Annotated in this window: 11 protein-coding genes and 1 tRNA gene; 8 read left to right on the top strand and 4 right to left on the bottom strand. The window is 68.7% G+C overall.

Translation table 11 applies throughout. The annotated features are described in order from the left end of the window. Positions 1-50: 50 nt before the first annotated feature. From gltB to ACFUTX_RS06405, 4 genes are all read left to right on the top strand, one after another. Complete coding sequence (gltB, locus tag ACFUTX_RS06420) at positions 51-4,658, top strand: glutamate synthase large subunit (RefSeq protein WP_378861591.1); 4,608 nt, start codon at positions 51-53, stop codon at positions 4,656-4,658. Continuing rightward, on the top strand, positions 4,651-6,117 hold the full coding sequence (locus ACFUTX_RS06415) for a glutamate synthase subunit beta (RefSeq protein ID WP_378861589.1): 1,467 nt from the start codon (positions 4,651-4,653) through the stop codon (positions 6,115-6,117). Before gltB ends, ACFUTX_RS06415 begins: the two co-directional genes overlap by 8 nt. Positions 6,118-6,164: 47 nt before the next feature. After that, complete coding sequence (gene pyk, locus ACFUTX_RS06410) at positions 6,165-7,613, top strand: pyruvate kinase (RefSeq protein WP_378861587.1); 1,449 nt, start codon at positions 6,165-6,167, stop codon at positions 7,611-7,613. 83 nt (positions 7,614-7,696) lie between these two features. Continuing rightward, positions 7,697-8,074: a PLDc N-terminal domain-containing protein gene (locus ACFUTX_RS06405; RefSeq protein ID WP_378861585.1), complete on the top strand. Its 378-nt coding sequence runs from the start codon at positions 7,697-7,699 to the stop codon at positions 8,072-8,074. Positions 8,075-8,088: 14 nt separating this feature from the next. Here ACFUTX_RS06405 and ACFUTX_RS06400 read toward each other — a convergent pair whose 3' ends face one another. After that, positions 8,089-9,717, bottom strand: a complete 1,629-nt coding sequence (locus tag ACFUTX_RS06400) for a RecQ family ATP-dependent DNA helicase (protein ID WP_378861583.1) — start codon at positions 9,715-9,717, stop codon at positions 8,089-8,091. Between the two features lie 200 nt (positions 9,718-9,917). Between ACFUTX_RS06400 and ACFUTX_RS06395 the strand changes: the two genes are divergently transcribed. Beyond that, positions 9,918-11,234, top strand: a complete 1,317-nt coding sequence (locus tag ACFUTX_RS06395; protein ID WP_378861581.1) for a MinD/ParA family protein — start codon at positions 9,918-9,920, stop codon at positions 11,232-11,234. Between the two features lie 162 nt (positions 11,235-11,396). Here the strand turns inward: ACFUTX_RS06395 and ACFUTX_RS06390 are convergent. Next, positions 11,397-11,479, bottom strand: a tRNA-Leu gene (locus ACFUTX_RS06390). Positions 11,480-11,529: 50 nt separating this feature from the next. On the opposite strand from ACFUTX_RS06390, the gene ACFUTX_RS06385 reads away from it, so the two are divergent. Further along, positions 11,530-12,150: an ANTAR domain-containing response regulator gene (locus ACFUTX_RS06385; protein WP_378861579.1), complete on the top strand. Its 621-nt coding sequence runs from the start codon at positions 11,530-11,532 to the stop codon at positions 12,148-12,150. A gap of 84 nt (positions 12,151-12,234) precedes the next feature. Here the strand turns inward: ACFUTX_RS06385 and ACFUTX_RS06380 are convergent, their stop codons facing one another. Further along, complete coding sequence (locus ACFUTX_RS06380) at positions 12,235-12,660, bottom strand: hotdog fold thioesterase (RefSeq protein ID WP_378861577.1); 426 nt, start codon at positions 12,658-12,660, stop codon at positions 12,235-12,237. Positions 12,661-12,719: 59 nt separating this feature from the next. On the opposite strand from ACFUTX_RS06380, the gene polA reads away from it, so the two are divergent. Further along, positions 12,720-15,359 (top strand): DNA polymerase I, encoded by a 2,640-nt coding sequence (gene polA, locus ACFUTX_RS06375; protein ID WP_378861575.1) that lies wholly within the window; start codon positions 12,720-12,722, stop codon positions 15,357-15,359. Between the two features lie 46 nt (positions 15,360-15,405). After that, a complete protein-coding gene (locus ACFUTX_RS06370; RefSeq protein WP_378861573.1) occupies positions 15,406-17,079 on the top strand; it encodes a DUF885 domain-containing protein in 1,674 nt (557 codons plus the stop codon). A 2-nt stretch (positions 17,080-17,081) separates the two neighbouring features. On the opposite strand, the gene ACFUTX_RS06365 is transcribed toward ACFUTX_RS06370, so the two are convergent. Beyond that, a complete protein-coding gene (locus tag ACFUTX_RS06365; protein WP_378861571.1) occupies positions 17,082-17,714 on the bottom strand; it encodes a phosphoribosyltransferase in 633 nt (210 codons plus the stop codon). Positions 17,715-17,815 lie beyond the last annotated feature (101 nt).

The raw sequence follows: 17,815 nt of genomic DNA, 5'->3' as shown, positions 1-17,815 counted from the left end.
CCCCGGGCCGACGTCGTCCCATATTGAGCATCAACGTGAGGACGGTTGGTATGGCTGCGAGCCCCCGTCACCTCGCCTCGACAGAGGCGCAGACGCCCGTGAGCGCCGGAATCGCCGGATTCCCGCGCAAGCAGGGCATGTACAACCCGGCGTTCGAGAAGGACGCGTGCGGGCTGGCCATGGTCGCCACCCTCCGGGGCGAGGCCGGCCACGACATCATCGACCTGGCCCTGACGGCCCTGCGCAACCTCGAGCACCGCGGGGCCATCGGCTCCGACGCGGGAACCGGCGACGGTGCCGGCATCCTGACCCAGATGCCCGACGCCTTCCTGCGAGCGGTGGTCGACTTCGATCTCCCGCCCGTGGGGGAGTACGCCGCCGGCATGGTGTTCCTTCCTCGCGACGACGAGGAGCGCGCGGCCCAGAAGTCCGGGATCGAGCGGATCGCAGCATCCGAGAACCTCACCGTGCTGGGCTGGCGCGAGGTGCCGACCGCCGACGAGAACCTCGGCAAGCTCGCCTTCGCCGCCCGTCCCGTCTTCGAGCAGCTGTTCGTGGCGCGCCCCGCCGTCGGCGACGCCCCGGCGCTCTCGGGGATCGCGCTGGATCGGCGCACGTTCCGGCTCCGCAAGCGCGCGCGCACCGAGCTGGACGCCTATTTCGTCTCGCTCTCGGCGCGCACCCTCGGGTACAAGGGGATGGTCACGACGCTTCAGCTCGAGCCGTTCTATCCCGACCTGCAGGACGAGCGCTTCGCCTCGGAGCTCGCGGTCGTGCACTCCCGGTACTCGACGAACACCTTCCCGTCGTGGCCACTCGCGCAGCCGCTGCGCATGCTGGCCCACAACGGCGAGATCAACACCGTCAACGGCAACCGCAACTGGATGCGGGCGCGTCAGTCGCAGCTCGAGTCCGAGCTTCTCGGCGACATCGAGCCGCTGCTGCCTATCTGCACCGAGGGCGCCAGCGATTCCGCCTCGTTCGACGAGGTCCTCGAGCTGCTCACCCTCACGGGGCGCAGCCTCCCGCACGCCATCATGATGATGGTTCCGGAGGCCTACGAGAAGCAGGCCGACATCGACCCGAAGCTGCGCTCGTTCTACGAATTCCACTCCATGCAGATGGAGCCGTGGGACGGGCCCGCAGCGCTGATCTTCACCGACGGCACACTGGTCGGCGCCACCCTCGACCGCAACGGGCTCCGGCCCGGCCGCTGGACCGAGACCACCGACGGCCTGGTCGTCATCGGCAGCGAGACCGGCGTTCTCGACTTCGAGCCCGAGCGCATCAAGCGTCGCGGTCGCCTGCGGCCCGGCCGGATGTTCCTCGTCGACACCGCGCAGCGTCGGATCGTCGAAGACGACGAGATCAAGCGCGACCTGGCAGAACTCGAACCGTGGCAGGAGTGGCTGGACGCGGGGCGGGTGCGGCTCGCCGACCTGCCCGAGCGCGAGCACATCGTGCACCCGATCGCCTCCATCACCCGGCGTCAGCGCACCTTCGGGTACACCGAGGAGGAGGTGCGCATCCTCCTCACCCCGATGGGGCAGACCGGCGCGGAACCGCTCGGCGCGATGGGAAGCGACACCCCGGTGGCCGTTCTCAGCGAACGGCCGCGTCTGCTGTTCGACTACTTCACCCAGCAGTTCGCGCAGGTCACCAACCCGCCGCTGGACTCCATCCGCGAAGAGGTCGTGACCTCGCTCTCGCTCGGACTCGGGCCTGAGCGCAACCTCCTGGAGTGGGGGCCGGAGCATACGCGGGTCGTCACGCTGGACTTCCCGGTGATCGACAACGACGAGCTCGCCAAGATCCAGCACATCGACACCGCCCTTCCCGGGCGCACGTCGGTCACCATCCGTGGGCTCTACCGGGTCGAGGCCGGTCACAAGGGCATGCAGAAGCGCCTGGCGCAGATGTGCCAGGAAGTGGACCAGGCGATCGAGGACGGCGCCGAGTTCATCGTGCTGTCCGACCGCGACTCCAACAAGGACCTCGCGCCGATCCCGTCGCTGCTCATGCTCGCGGCCGTGCACCACCACCTCATCCGCAACCAGACCCGAATGAAGTGCGGTCTGGTGGTCGAGGCGGGCGACGTGCGCGAAGTCCATCACGTCGCCACCCTGATCGGCTACGGAGCATCCGCCGTCAATCCGTACCTCGCCATGGAGACCGTCGAGTACCTGGTGCGAGCCGGCTACATCACCGGTATCGCGCCGGAGAAGGCGGTCCGGAACCTGATCTACGCGCTCGGCAAGGGCGTGCTCAAGATCATGTCGAAGATGGGCATCTCGACGGTGTCGTCGTACGCCGGCGCGCAGGTCTTCGAGGCGGTGGGCCTCTCGGAGGAGTTCGTCGCGAAGTACTTCACCGGCACCGAGACCAAGCTCGGCGGCGTCGGCCTCGACGTCATCGCGGCCGAGAATGCCGCACGGCACGCGTACGCCTATCCGGAGGATGCCGCGGTGCGGGCGCACGAGCGCCTGTGGACCGGTGGCGAGTATCAATGGCGGCGCGACGGCTCGCCCCACCTCTTCAACCCCGACACGGTGTTCCGTCTGCAGCACGCCACACGCACGCGCCGGTACGACATCTTCCGCGAGTACACCAAACTCGTCGACGACCAGGCGGGCGAGCTCAAGACCCTGCGTGGGCTGTTCAAGCTCAAGACCGCCGGGCGCACGCCGGTGCCCATCGACGAGGTCGAGCCCGTGTCGTCCATCGTCAAGCGGTTCTCGACCGGCGCGATGAGCTACGGCTCCATCTCGAAGGAAGCTCATGAGACCCTCGCAATCGCGATGAACCGTCTCGGCGGCAAGTCGAACACGGGCGAGGGCGGCGAGGACGTGGACCGGCTGCTCGACCCCGAGCGCCGCTCCGCGATCAAGCAGGTCGCGTCGGGACGGTTCGGCGTGACGAGCCTCTATCTGACCGAGTCCGACGACATCCAGATCAAGCTCGCGCAGGGCGCCAAGCCAGGGGAGGGCGGTCAGCTGCCGCCGACCAAGGTGTACCCGTGGGTGGCACGCACCCGGCACGCCACCGCCGGTGTCGGGCTCATCTCGCCGCCCCCGCACCACGACATCTACTCGATCGAGGACCTCAAGCAGCTGATCTTCGACCTGAAGCGGGCGAACCCGGGCGCTCGCGTGCACGTCAAGCTCGTGAGCCAGTCCGGCATCGGGGCCGTCGCCGCCGGAACCGCGAAGGCGCTGGCGGACGTCATCCTCGTGTCCGGCCACGACGGCGGCACCGGCGCCAGCCCGCTCAACTCACTCAAGCACGCGGGCACACCGTGGGAGCTCGGCCTCGCCGAGACGCAGCAGACGCTCATGCTCAACGGCATGCGCGACCGTGTCGTGGTCCAGGTCGACGGTCAGCTCAAGACGGGCCGCGACGTCATCATCGGCGCGCTGCTCGGCGCCGAGGAGTTCGGCTTCGCCACCGCGCCGCTCGTGGTGTCGGGGTGCATCATGATGCGCGTCTGCCACCTCGACACGTGTCCGGTCGGCGTGGCCACGCAGAACCCGGCGCTCCGGGCCCGCTTCAACGGCAAGCCCGAGTTCGTCGTGAACTTCATGGAGTTCGTGGCGGAAGAAGTGCGGGAATACCTCGCCGAGCTCGGGTTCCGCTCGCTGGACGAGGCGATCGGCCACAGCGAACTGCTCGACATCGACGGCGCGGTCGAGCACTGGAAGGCGAGCGGCCTCGACCTCGCACCGGTGCTGTCCGGCCCCGTCTTCGCCGAGGACGAGCCGCGCCGCAACACGTCGAGCCAGCGGCACGAACTGGAGGATCACTTCGATGTCGCGCTGATCGAGCGAGCCCGCGATGTCATCGAGCACGGCGGCCAGATCACCATCGACCTGCCGATCCGCAACACCGAGCGCGCCGTGGGAACCCTGCTCGGCCACCACGTGACGCGGGCCCGGGGCGAGAACGGGCTGCCGTCGGGAAGCATTGTGGTGAACCTCACCGGCTCGGCCGGCCAGTCGCTCGGCGCCTTCATGCCTGCCGGCATCACCCTCCGCTTGGAGGGCGACTCGAACGACTATGTCGGCAAGGGCCTGTCGGGTGGGCAGATCGTGGTGCGGCCGCCACGTCGAGCGACCTTCGATGCGTCCCAGAACGTGATCGCGGGCAACGTCATCGGGTACGGCGCGACGCAGGGCACCCTGTTCCTGCGCGGCGTGGTGGGCGAGCGCTTCCTCGTGCGCAACTCGGGCGCGACGGCGGTCGTCGAAGGCGTCGGAGACCACGCCCTCGAGTACATGACGGGCGGTCTGGCGGTGATCCTCGGGGCGACCGGGCGCAACCTCGGCGCGGGCATGTCCGGCGGAACCGCCTACGTCTACAAGCTCGACCGCAAGCTGGTCAACCGCGAGGCCCTCGCGACCGGCGAGCTCGAGCTGGGCGAGCTCGGAGCGGGCGACGCAGAGATTCTGCGCGACCTGTTGACTCAGCACGTCGCCGAGACCGATTCGACCCTCGCGGCCGCTCTCCTGGCCGACTTCGAGACCGAGTCGGCAAACTTCGTCCGGGTCCTCCCGCGCGACTACGCCGCGGTCCTCGAGACGCGCCAGAACGCTGTGGCGGAAGGACTCGACCCCGACGGCGATGTCGTCTGGAACCGCATTCTGGAGGTGACGGGTGGCTGACCCGAAAGGCTTTCTGAAAGTCACCGAACGGGAGCTGCCGCCTCGGCGACCCGTGCCGGTGCGCATCATGGACTGGAAAGAGGTCTATGAGCCGGGTGATTCCGCCGTGCTGCGGCGGCAGGCCGGCCGCTGCATGGACTGCGGTGTGCCGTTCTGTCACAAGGGGTGCCCGCTGGGCAACCTGATCCCCGAGTGGAACGACCTGACCTGGCGCGGCGAGGGTCGCGCGGCGATCGAGCGACTTCACGCGACGAACAACTTCCCGGAGTTCACCGGTCGCCTGTGCCCCGCGCCCTGCGAGAGCTCGTGCGTGCTGGGGATCAATCAGCCCGCGGTGACGATCAAGCAGATCGAGGTCTCGATCATCGATGAGGCGTTCTCGCGCGGCTGGGTGGAGCCCGAGCCGCCGGGGCGTCTGACCGGCAAGACGGTCGCGGTCGTCGGTTCGGGCCCGGCCGGTCTCGCCGCCGCCCAGCAGCTCACGCGCGCGGGTCACACGGTGGCGGTCTTCGAGCGCGACGACCGCATCGGCGGACTGCTGCGGTACGGCATCCCGGACTTCAAGATGGAGAAGCGCCACCTCGAGGCGCGCCTGCGCCAGATGCGAGACGAGGGCACGCGCTTCCGAGCCGGCGTCGAGATCGGCAAGGACATCTCGTGGGCCGACCTGCGGGCGCGATACGACGCGGTCGTCATCGCGACCGGCGCCACCCTTCCGCGCGAGCTGGCGATTCCCGGTCGCGACCTCGCCGGCGTCCACTTCGCCATGGAGTACCTGATCGAGTCGAACAAGGCGGTCGCGGGCGACGCGGTGCCCCACCAGATCACAGCGGAGGGCAAGCACGTCGTCGTCATCGGCGGCGGCGACACGGGCGCGGACTGCATCGGAACCGCCCATCGGCACGGCGCCCTCAGCGTGACCAACCTCGCGATCGGCCGCCGCCCCCCGGGGGAGCGGCCTGATCATCAGCCCTGGCCGATGTCGCCGACGCTGTTCGAGGTGTCTTCCGCGCACGAGGAGGGTGGCGAGCGCACCTACCTCGCGAGCACCGTGGAGTTCCTCGGGAATGAAGCCGGCGAAGTCCGCGCCCTGCGCGTCGCCGAGACCGAGTTCGTGGATGGCCGGCGCGTCCCCAAGAGCGGCACCGAACGAGAGATCCCCGCAGACCTCGTGCTGATCGCGATGGGCTTCACCGGTCCGGAGCGCTCGCTGCTCGAGGAGCAGCTCGGCACGCAGTTCACGAGCCGGGGAAACGTCCACCGCGAGAGCGACTACCAGACGACCGCTCCCGGCGTCTTCGTCGCCGGGGACGCCGGCCGCGGGCAGTCGCTCATCGTGTGGGCGATCGCCGAGGGCCGCGCCGCCGCCGCCGGCGTCGACGCATACCTCATGGGCGAGACCCAGCTGCCTGCTCCCGTCCGCCCCACCGATGTCGCGATCGGCCTGCAGCCCGCGTAGGCTGGCCACGGCATTCGCCCTCGAACCACCCGGAGAAAACACACAGGATGAGACGCGCCAAAATCGTCGCCACCCTCGGACCCGCCACGTCGACCTATGAGAGCGTTCGCGCGATCATCGACGCCGGGGTCGACGTCGCCCGATTCAATCTGAGTCACGGTGACTACTCGGTCCACGACAACAACTTCGCCAACGTGCGCAAGGCGGCTGACGACGCCGGTCGCGCCGTGGCCGTGCTCGTCGACCTGCAGGGGCCGAAGATCCGTCTCGGCAAGTTCGAGAACGGTCCGCACGAGCTCGCGGTGGGCGACATCTTCAAGATCACGACCGAGGACATCCTCGGCACCAAAGAGATCGTGGGCACCACCTTCAAGGGTCTGCCGCAGGACGTCCGTCCGGGAGACTTCCTTCTCATCGACGACGGCAAGGTCCGCGTCGAGGTGGTCGACACCGACGGCACCGTCGTCACCACGAAGGTGGTCGTCGGCGGACCCGTCTCGAACAACAAGGGCATCAACCTGCCCGGCGTGGCGGTCAACGTCCCCGCGCTCTCCGAGAAGGACGAGGCGGATCTGCGCTGGGGCCTGCGGGCCGGCGCCGACATCATCGCCCTCTCCTTCGTCCGGAGCGCCAAGGACGTGCAGCGCGTCCACGTGATCATGGCCGAGGAAGGGCGTCACATCCCCGTCATCGCCAAGATCGAGAAGCCGCAGGCCGTCGACAACCTCGAAGAGATCATCGATGCGTTCGACGGCATCATGGTCGCGCGCGGCGACCTGGGAGTCGAGCTCCCGCTCGAGGCCGTGCCGATCGTCCAGAAGCGTGCGGTCGAGCTCTGCCGTCGCATGGCGAAGCCCGTCATCGTGGCGACGCAGATGCTCGAGTCGATGATCGAGAACCCGGTTCCCACCCGTGCGGAGACGAGCGACGTGGCGAACGCCGTGCTCGACGGTGCGGATGCCGTGATGCTGTCGGGCGAGACCAGCGTGGGCAAGTATCCGGTCGTGGTCGTCGAGACCATGGCGCGCATCGTCGACTCCACCGAGGAGCACGGCCTGGAGCGCATCCAGCCCCTCACGACGAAGCCGCGGACCCAGGGAGGCGCGATCACCCTCGCCGCGCTCGAGGTCGCGGAGTTCGTCGAGGCGAAGTATCTCTGCATCTTCACCGAGTCGGGCGACACCGCGCGCCGTATGTCGCGCCTGCGTCCGCGGATCCCCATGATCGGCTTCACGCCCGAACCGGCGATCCGTCGCCGCATGGCTCTCACGTGGGGCGTGACGTCGGCTCTGGTCGAGCACGTGGCCCACACCGACCGCATGTTCATCCAGGTCGACGACTACTTCCTCTCCAACGACCTCGCGAAGGTGGGCGACAAGGTCGTCGTGATCTCGGGATCGCCTCCTGGAATCATCGGCTCGACCAACGACATCCGCATCCACAAGGTCGGCGACGCCGTCCACGGGAAGGCGCCGATCTATCAGTCGGGCGAGTAGACGCCACCCGGTACTGTCCTGACGACGGTCGCGCTCACTATGCTGAGCGCGACCGTCGTCCTTTTCTGACAGGGGGCCCTCGCATGGACTTCTTCTGGTGGCTGCTGTGGATCTTCTGGTTCACCGCCTACATCTACGTCGTCATCGTCGTGATCACGGACCTGTTCCGCGACGAAGAACTGAACGGCTGGCTTAAGGCGCTCTGGATCATCGCACTCGTCTTCGTGCCGTTCCTCACGGCTCTGGTCTACGTGATCGCCCGAGGGCGGGGTATGGCCGAGCGGGCACGGGCACGTTACGCGACAGCGCCCGAGGTGGACGACTACAGGCCGGCCGCCTCCGCCAGCCCCGCGGACGACATCGCGAAGGCGAAGGCGCTCCTCGATGCCGGCTCGATCACCCAGGGAGAGTTCGAAGCGCTCAAGAGCAAGGCGCTGGGGAACCAGTACTTCGGCGCCTGAGCGCAGCCTTGGTCTCACCGACCCGCGGGCGTCAGCAGTCCTTTCACTTCGACGAGCTCGAGGGCGAGCACCTTGTATCCCTGCTCCTCGAAGAACACGGTGATGCGGTCGTCCTCCACGTCGACGACGCTTCCCGCGCCCCACTCCGCGTGTTCCACCGCGCTGCCGCGCGCATAAGGGGATGCGCCGGGGTCAGCCTTCGCCTCGGCGGGTTCCGCGTCCCGCGTCGCGGTGCCCTCGCGGCACGTGTCGCAGTTGCCGCACGGCTCGAGCAGCTGATCGCCGAAATAGGCGAGCAGTACTCGCCGACGGCAGTCGCGGGTCTCCGCGTAGCGCTGCATCACGGCGAGCCGGGATTGCTCGATCCGCGCTCGTCGCTCGGAGGCATCCTGCGCCGCGGCTGCGGCCTCCGCCCGACTCGCTGCGCCGACGGTCGTCGCGCCGCGCCGGCCGAGGCGCACAGCGCCACCCTCGACGAGGAGGTTGATCAACCCCGTGGCGGCCCGCGTCGACACCCCGATGGCCTCTCCGACGGTTCGTGAGGACAGCGGGGAAGCGGATGCCTCGATCACGGCGTAGGCCCGCTCGAGCAGGTCCGGATCGCTCGAGCGCGACACGAAGTACTTTCGCAGCCCCAGATCCTCCTGCCGGTAGAAGAGGGTCGCGCGGGCGGGGTCGCCGTCGCGGCCGGCGCGCCCGATCTCCTGGTAATAGGCGTCGAGCGATTCGGGCACCGAGGCATGGACGACGTAGCGGACGTTGGGCTTGTCGATGCCCATCCCGAAGGCGTTGGTGGCGACGACGACATCCAGCTCGTCGTCGAGGAAGCGCTCGTGCACCCGCTTGCGGGCGGCGGCCGAGAGCCCCGCGTGGTACGCCTCCGCCCGGAGCCCCCGTGCGGCGAGCGATCCGGCGTACTCCTCGGCATCGCGACGCGTGGCCGTGTAGAGCAGCCCCGGCCCGGCGAGCTCGGTGAGCAGATCGGCGACCGCCGCGCGCTTCGTTTCGTCGGAGGCGGCGCGCACGACCTCCAGCGAGATGTTCGGCCGATCGACGTCGCGCACGACGACGAGCGGATCGTCGAGCGCGAGCCGACGAGCGATCTCGCGTCGCACCGGTTCCGCTCCGGTCGCCGTCAGCGCCACGGTGGGCGGATCGCCGAGGTCGTGGCGAACCGCATCCAGTCGCAGATAGTCCGGGCGGAAGTCGTGCCCCCAGCTGGCGACGCAATGCGCCTCGTCCACGGCGAGAAGCCCGACGTCGAGCGAGGTCAGCCGACGGCGGGTCTCGTCCTTGGCCAGCTGCTCGGGGGAGAGGAAGACGTAGCGCGCGGAGCCGGATGCGAGGGCGGACCAGGCATCCTCCACCGCCGCGTCGGACATCGCCGAGTTGACGGCGACGGCGTCGGGAGCGTCGGGCAGATCCCTGAACTGCGCCAACTGATCGGCCTGCAGCGCGATGAGCGGTGAGACGATGACCGTCGTCCCCTGGCGCATGGCACCGGCCAGCTGGTACACCGCGGACTTCCCGGCGCCGGTGGGGAGCACCGCGATGACGTCGCGCCCGCGGAGGAGAGCGGCCACGGCATCCTCCTGCCCGTCACGGAGCTCCTCCCATCCGAAGCGCTCTCTTGCCGTCCTCATGATCGACGCGTTCGCCATCCGACCCCTCTCGTGGAGGTTCATGCTGACATCCGATGAGAAGCCCTCGGGCGGGGATTGACAACCTCCCCGAAGCGCCTGTCCCGCGGCACGCCTCGCGGGCGAGCGACCTCCGCTCGGCTAACGTGTCGGAGGGCGCGAACGGCCCCGACCCGGACCTCGAGCCCCCTGAGGAGGACCCGATGAGCTCAACCACGCCCGAAGCGACCGTGCACATCCTGTCGAGCACCGTGGCGGAGGTCCACGTCGGAAGCGAAGTCGAAGAGGTCGTCGCGGCCGACAGTCGGGCGCTTCGGGATCGGGTCGTCGAGGAGATCCGCCTCCTGGCCGCATCGGCTGGTGAACCCGCCCGTGCCACGCTCGTGGAGGGGTCATCGCGGTGGCCGCTCGTCGTACACCCCGATGGAAGATTCGCAGAGTCGCTCGAGCCCGCCGCCCCAGTGGTCGAACAGGAGCCCGTGGCCGACGCGGTGTCAGGACCGGCGACGACTGTTGCTTCCGCGCCGGCACCGGCTTCCTCCGCGCCGACTCGGAGTGCGCTCTCTGCGTCGTCGCGGGACGCCGCCAGACCGACGGTGCAGGACCTCCTCGATTCGCGCGGCGGCGGTGACCGGCCCCGCGCCACCGAAGGCTGGCAGGGCGCCGTCCGTCGTGCGACCGGGGGAGCGATCTCGCCCCGGCCGGGGCGAAGCGAGCAGTCGCGACTGGACCGCGAGAAGAGGGTTCAGCGCCGGCTCGACGCACCCCGAACGATCGTGGTGCTGAACCCGAAGGGCGGAGCCCACAAGACGACCAGCACGCTGCTGCTGGCAGCCACCTTCGGCACCCTTCGGGGCGGCGCCACACTCGCGTGGGACAACAACGAGACGCGCGGAACCCTCGGCTGGCGCGCCCAGAACGCGCCGCACCACCGTACTGCCGTCGACCTGCTCGAAGATCTCGATCGTTTCTCCGACCCGGACGGCTCCGGTCTCGCGACGCTCGACACGTACGTGCGCACGCAGGTCGACGCCCGGTTCGACGTGCTGGCATCCGACGAGGACGCCGCCGCTTCGTCGACGATCGACGCCGCGGCGTTCGATCGGCTGCACGGCCTCCTGCGCCGCTACTACCGGCTGATGATCATCGACACCGGGAACAACATGCGCGCCTCCAACTGGATCGCCTCGGTGGCGGCCGCAGACCAGCTGGTCATCGTGTCGACGGTCAGGGAGGACACCGCCGCCAGTGCGGCATGGCTGCTCGACGGCCTGCGCGAGAAGGGGTTCGGCGACAAGGTCGACCAGGCGGTGACCGTCCTCACTGCTCCGTCGTCGCGTCCGGACCGCCGCCTCGAAGCCCGCCTGTCGCGCCATTTCGAGCAGGTCACCTCGGCCGTCGTGATCGCGCCCTTCGACGCCTCGCTCGTCGACGGCGGTCCGGTCGACTTCGACGCTCTCTCTCCCGAGACGCGCGACGCCTGGCTCACCGTCGCGGCGACAGTGGCCGACCGTCTCTGACCCCGCCCACCGTTGGGCTTCCACTGACCCCGCCCACCGTCGGGCTTCCACTGACCCCGCCCACCGTCGGGCTTCCACTGACCCCGCCCACCGTTGGGCTTCGACTGAGCCGCACCTTCGGCACGAGAAGAGGGCGCCCCCGAAAGGGACGCCCTCTTCTTGTGCCGGTGGTGGGAGTCGAACCCACACGCCCTCGCGGGCAACCGAGTTTGAGTCGGTCGCGTCTGCCATTCCGCCACACCGGCCCGCGGCGCGAGCCGCACTACCGCGATTGACCATACCGTAGGATTCAAAGGTGACTGAGCAGGAGCAGACCCCCGCAACCCCGGCCTCGACCCCCCGTCGCGTGGTGGTGGCCGAGGACGAGTCGCTGATCAGACTCGACATCGTCGAGATCCTGCGCGACAACGGCTTCGACGTCGTCGGCGAGGCGGGAGACGGTGAGACGGCGGTGCAGCTGGCCACCGATCTGCGGCCCGACCTGGTCATCATGGACGTCAAGATGCCCCAGCTCGACGGCATCTCGGCCGCCGAAAAGCTGAGCAAGAACCACATCGCGCCGGTGGTGCTCCTCACCGCCTTCAGCCAGAAAGAGCTGGTCGAACGGGCCAGCGAGGCCGGCGCGCTCGCCTACGTCGTCAAGCCCTTCACTCCGAACGACCTTCTCCCCGCGATCGAGATCGCGCTGGCGCGCTACGAGCAGATCATCACGCTCGAGGCCGAGGTCGCCGACATGGTGGAGCGCTTCGAGACGCGCAAGCTGGTCGATCGCGCCAAGGGCCTGCTCAACGAGAAGATGGGTCTCTCCGAGCCCGAGGCGTTCCGCTGGATCCAGAAGGCGTCGATGGACCGCCGCCTGACGATGCAGGACGTGGCCAAGGCCATCATCGAGCAGCTCGCTCCCAAGAAGGGCTGACCCGACCTCGCACGTCAGAAGAGCGGATGCCGCGGCATCCGCTCTTCTCGTTCGTCACGACGTGGCGCGGCGGACGCGGCGCCGTCAGTCGATCCGGCGGATGTGGTTGGTGATGCGGATGGTCGAGCACCGGCGGCCCTGATCGTCCGTGACGACGATCTCGTGGACCGTGATCGTGTTGCCGAGGTGGACCGGGGTGCACACGCCGGTCACGATGCCCGACGTCGCCGAGCGCGTGTGGGTCGCGTTGATGTCGACACCGACCGCCAAGCGCCCCGGCCCGGCGTGGAGGTTCGCCGCCATCGACCCGAGCGACTCGCCCAGCACGACGTACGCGCCGCCGTGGAGGAGGCCGACCGGCTGGGTGTTGCCCTCCACCGGCATCGTCGCGACGCACCGTTCGACCGAGAACTCGGTGAACTCCATGCCCATCTTCTCGGCCAGCGCGCCCATCCCGCGCCGTGCCGCCCATTCCAGGCCGTTCGCGTTCGTGGGGGCGTTCTCGGGCATGGTCACCTTCGGCAGGGGGAGGGGGAGGGGGTGTCGCCGCCCCCGTCTAGGCTTGCAGGGTGACGGACTCCGCAAAGCCTACCCTTCTTGTCGTGGACGGCCATTCGCTGGCCTACCGGGCGTTCTACGCCCTTCCCGTCGAGAACTTCTCGACGAAGGACGGCCAGCACACGAACGGCATCTACGGGTTCCTCGCGATGCTCATCAACCTCATCAAGGCGGAGAGACCCACCCACATGGCGGTCGCGTTCGACACGTCACGCCAGTCCTTCCGTACGCGCGAATACAGCGAGTACAAGGCGAATCGGTCCGAAACCCCGTCCGAGTTCAAGGGCCAGATCCCGATCCTCCAGGACTGCCTCGCGGCGATGAGCATCACGGTCATCCAGAAGGAAGACGTCGAAGCCGATGACATCCTGGCCACGCTCGCGACCCAGGCGGCCGAGCAGCACTACGACGTGCTGGTCTGCTCCGGCGACCGCGACACGATCCAGCTCGTCAACGACGACATCATCCTGCTGTACCCGAACGTGCAGGGGGTCTCGCAGCTCAAGCGCTACGACCGTCAAGCGGTGATCGACCGATACGGCGTCCCTCCCGAGCAGTACCCCGACATCGCCGCGCTGGTGGGCGAGACGAGCGACAACCTGCCCGGCGTGCCCAAAGTCGGCGAGAAGACGGCGGTCAAGTGGCTCAACCAGTTCGGTTCGCTCGACGAGCTGCTCGACAACGCCGACAAGGTCACCGGCGTGGTCGGCAACAACCTGCGCGAGCACCTCGACGACGTCCGGCGCAACCGCTCGCTGAACCGCCTGCTCACCGACGTCGAGCTGCCGCTCACGGTCGACGATCTCGAGGTGAAGCCGATGGACGCCCAGGCCGTCCGCGATATCTTCGCGCGGCTGGAGTTCAAGACGCTCATCCCACGGGTCGCCGAACTGGCGGGCATCGAGCAGCAGATGGCAGCCGTCGCATCGGCCGCCGCCGTGCCGATGCCCGTGCCGTTGCAGCCGTCACCGGCCGACCTGCTCGCGTGGCTCGAGAGCGCCGACGGCGAGGTCGGCGTCACATTCGTGATCGAGGGCGGTCTTCCCCGTCGCGTCGGGTTCGCGACCGCTGACGCCGCGGTCGAGGCCGACTGGACCGACGACGTGCAGCAGGCTCTGACCGGCTGGCTCGCCTCTGACGCCCCGAAGGTCTTCAGCGACGCGAAGCCGCAGGTGAAGGCGCTCCGCAGGGCGGGGCTGCGGGTAGGCGGTCTGGCGTTCGACGCGATCGTCGCCGGCTGGCTGCTGCGACCCAGCTTCCCCGACAAGACGCTGGCCGACCTCGTGGATCGCTACCTCGACGAGCGGCTTCCCGAGGCAGATCCCAGCCAGCTCGTTCCCGAGACGGAGGGGGCGACCCCCGGGCAGCTGTCCTGGTTCGCCGTGCGGGTGACCGCGGCCCTGCGTGAAGAGCTCCCCGACAGCGTCGAGACCGTGCTCACCGACATCGAGCTGCCGACGCTCCTCACGCTGGCCGACATGGAACTGGCGGGCGTCGCCGTGTCGCACGAGCGGCTGTCCGAGTTCTCGACCGAGCTCGGCCGGCGCGCCGACGCCATCGCCCAGGAGGCGTTCGCAGCGATCGGCCGGGAGGTGAACCTCGGGTCGCCGAAGCAGCTGCAGGAGGTGCTGTTCGACGAACTCCAGTTGCCGAAGACCCGCAAGACCAAGACCGGCTACTCGACGGATGCCGCGGTGCTGGCCGACCTGCAAGAGACCAACCCGCACCCGTTCCTGGATCTGCTGCTTCAGCACCGCGAGGCGACGAAGCTGCGTCAGATCATCGAGTCGCTCGACACCGCGATCGGTCCCGACGGGCGCATCCGAACCACGTACGTGCAGACGGGCAGCCAAACGGGCCGCCTGTCGAGCACCGACCCGAATCTGCAGAACATCCCCATCCGCACGGAGGAGAGCCGCCGCATCCGGTCGGCGTTCCAGGTCGGCGAGGGCTACCAGACGCTCCTCACCGCCGACTACTCGCAGATCGAAATGCGGATCATGGCCCATCTGTCCGAAGACCCGGGATTGATCGAAGCCTTCAATTCCGGCGAAGACCTCCACCGGTTCGTCGGAGCGCGCGTGTTCGCCGTCGATCCGGCAGACGTCACGCCGCAGATGCGCACGAAGGTCAAGGCCATGTCGTACGGGCTGGTCTACGGCCTGTCGGCCTTCGGCCTGTCCAAGCAGCTGCGCATCGAGCAGGCAGAAGCCAAGCAGCTGATGATGGAGTACTTCGCGCGATTCGGGGCCGTGCGCGACTACCTTCGCTCATCCGTCGAGCAGGCGCGGATCGACGGGTACACCGAGACGATCTTCGGCCGCCGCCGGCCCTTCCCCGACCTCTCCAGTCCCAACCGGGTGCTGCGCGAGAACGCCGAACGCGCCGCACTCAACGCCCCGATTCAGGGGTCCGCCGCCGACATCATGAAGGTCGCCCTGTTCCACATCCACGACGAGTTCGCCGCGGCGGGCCTGGCCTCGCGGGTTCTGCTCCAGATCCACGACGAGCTCGTGGTCGAGGTCGCGCCGGGTGAGTGGGACGCCGCCGAACGGATCGTGCGGGAGCGCATGGGCGATGCCGCGAAGCTCTCCGTCCCGCTCGACGTGCAGATCGGCCGCGGGGCCGACTGGAACGAGGCAGGACACTGAGCCGGCCGGTTGGCGCGGCATCCGAACGCTCCCTAGGCTCGACCTCATGACTCAAGAATCACGCACGCCCACGCAGATCGACACGATCGCTGACGCGTGGGTCGACACGCTCGCCGAGCTCGAGCCGACGATCGCGACCTACATCGGACGCTCGGAGTTCAACGACAGGTTCGGGGACTACAGCCCGGCCGGCCAGGAACGCCTCACCGAGGAGGGCCGCAAGACGCTCGCCGCGCTCTCCGCCGCCACCCCGGTCGACGACATCGACGCCGTCACGAAAGAAGACCTGTCGCGCGAGATCGAACTCGGGCTCGAGCTCGACGAGGCCAAGTGGCACCTCCGCGATCTCAATGTGATCGCCTCGCACGCGCAGAACATCCGATCCGCTTTCGACCTCATGCCGACCGATACGACCGACGACTGGTCCGTCATCGCCACCAGGCTGAAGGCCGTTCCCGCTGCGATCGAGGGGTACGTCGCGTCGTTGCGGACGGGCATCGCCGAGGGCGTCGTCCCCGCCCGCCGGCAGGTCGTCGAGGTGGTCACGCAGATCGAGCGCTACACCGACGATCGAGGCTTCTTCGCGACCTTCGCCGCCGACGCCGCCCCCGCAGAGGGCCAGTTGCCCGCGTCTCTCGCGCGCGAGCTGGCCGACAACGCCAACGCCGCCCGCGTCGCCTACGACGAACTCGCCGGGTTCCTCGCGTCCGAGCTCGCCCCGGCGGCGTCCGAGAAGGATGCCGTGGGTCGTGAGCTCTACGCGCTGCATTCCCGCCGTTTCCTCGGCGCGACGATCGACCTCGACGAGACCTACGAGTGGGGAGTGGAAGAGCTCGCCCGGATGGTGGCCGAGCAGGAGTCGATCGCGTCGGAGATCAAGGCGGGCGCGTCCGTGGAAGAAGCAGTCGCCTTCCTCGAACAGGACGAGAGTCGCAAGCTGCACGGTACCGACGCGCTTCAGCGTTGGATGCAGGCGACGAGCGACCGTGCCGTCGAAGAGCTCGGGCGCACGCATTTCGACATCCCCGACCCGATCCGCCGACTCGAGTGCATGATCGCCCCGACTCAGGAAGGCGGCATCTACTACACCGGCCCCACCGATGACTTCTCGCGTCCCGGCCGCATGTGGTGGTCCGTGCCCGAGGGCGTGGAGTCGTTCGACACGTGGCGCGAACTCACGACCGTCTACCATGAGGGTGTCCCGGGTCACCACCTGCAGATCGCCCAGGCGGTCTACAACCGTGCGCAGCTCAACACCTACCGGCGGCTGCTCGCCGGAACCTCCGGCCACGCGGAAGGGTGGGCGCTGTACGCGGAGCGGCTCATGGAGCAGCTCGGCTACCTCGACGATCCGGCCGACCGGCTCGGGATGCTCGACGGTCAGCGCATGCGCGCGGCGCGCGTCGTGCTCGACATCGGTGTGCACCTCGAGAAGCAGCGCCCTGACGGCAACGGCACGTGGGACGCGGACTTCGCCCTCGACTTCATGCGACACAACGTGAACATGTCCGACGAGTTCGTCACCTTCGAGGTCAACCGCTACCTCGGCTGGCCTGGGCAGGCTCCCTCGTACAAGGTGGGGCAGCGCATCTGGGAGCAGCTCCGCGACGAGGTGGCCGAGCGCGAGGGCGCGGACTTCTCCATCAAGCGGTTCCACAAGCGCGCGCTCGACATCGGCGGCGTCGGACTCGACACGTTGCGCAGCGCCCTGTCGCGCTGACGTCACTCGGCGCGGAGGTCGGGCGACAGCAGTTCCACGACCTCCGCGTCGGTCGTCTGGGCGAAGTCGGTGTAGAAGGCACCGACCGCCCAGAAATCGCGCTGCGGGTGGGGGCAGATGTACGCATCCGCATCTTCGGGTTGGGGACGCCATGCCGCGGGGGCGACGGGCACGGCGAGGACGATGCGTGACGGATGCCGCAACCGCAGCCAACGGCACGCGGCTGTCGCGGTCGCGCCGGTGGCGATCCCGTCGTCGACCACGATGACATCGCGCCCGGCGACCTCGACCGTGCTCCCTCCGAAGGCCTCCGACCGTCGACGCAGCTCGCGTCGCTCGGCTTGCTCGACGCCCGCCAGTTGCGCAGGCGACACTCGCTCCCGACGAGCAGCGTCGTCATCCACGACTCTCACACCGTCGGCGATCGCACCCAGCGCGTACTCCTCATGCACGGGGGAGCCGAGCTTCCGCACGACCGCCGCGGTCAGCTCGAGTCCGAGCTCGCTCGCGACAGCTGCGGCGACCACGACACCGCCCCGCGGAATCCCGACGACCACCGCGTTCGTACCGCGCCAGGCGTCGAGCGAGCGGGCGAGGTCCTTCCCGGCCTCGACTCTGTCGGCGAAGATGGCCATGAGAGTCACGGTACGCGCGGCGCGCGCACCTGTCTGCGGAATTCCTCGTGGCGGCTCACGGTTCCATGATCTCGACTGATCTATTCACGAGAATGAAAGGG

Source organism: Microbacterium sp. NPDC057407 (genome assembly GCF_042803895.1).
Taxonomy (GTDB): domain Bacteria; phylum Actinomycetota; class Actinomycetes; order Actinomycetales; family Microbacteriaceae; genus Microbacterium.
Note: the sequence above shows the minus strand (reverse complement) of the source record. Positions and strands in the feature narration are given on the sequence as shown.

Excerpts from the sequence above, each read along its gene's own strand:
- gltB (WP_378861591.1), top strand. The coding sequence starts at position 51 with ATGGCTGCGAGCCCCCGTCACCTCGCCTCGACAGAGGCGCAGACGCCC.
- pyk (WP_378861587.1), top strand. The coding sequence starts at position 6,165 with ATGAGACGCGCCAAAATCGTCGCCACCCTCGGACCCGCCACGTCGACC.
- ACFUTX_RS06405 (WP_378861585.1), top strand. The coding sequence starts at position 7,697 with ATGGACTTCTTCTGGTGGCTGCTGTGGATCTTCTGGTTCACCGCCTAC.
- ACFUTX_RS06400 (WP_378861583.1), bottom strand. The coding sequence starts at position 9,717 with ATGAGGACGGCAAGAGAGCGCTTCGGATGGGAGGAGCTCCGTGACGGG.
- ACFUTX_RS06395 (WP_378861581.1), top strand. The coding sequence starts at position 9,918 with ATGAGCTCAACCACGCCCGAAGCGACCGTGCACATCCTGTCGAGCACC.
- ACFUTX_RS06380 (WP_378861577.1), bottom strand. The coding sequence starts at position 12,660 with ATGCCCGAGAACGCCCCCACGAACGCGAACGGCCTGGAATGGGCGGCA.
- ACFUTX_RS06370 (WP_378861573.1), top strand. The coding sequence starts at position 15,406 with ATGACTCAAGAATCACGCACGCCCACGCAGATCGACACGATCGCTGAC.
- ACFUTX_RS06365 (WP_378861571.1), bottom strand. The coding sequence starts at position 17,714 with ATGGCCATCTTCGCCGACAGAGTCGAGGCCGGGAAGGACCTCGCCCGC.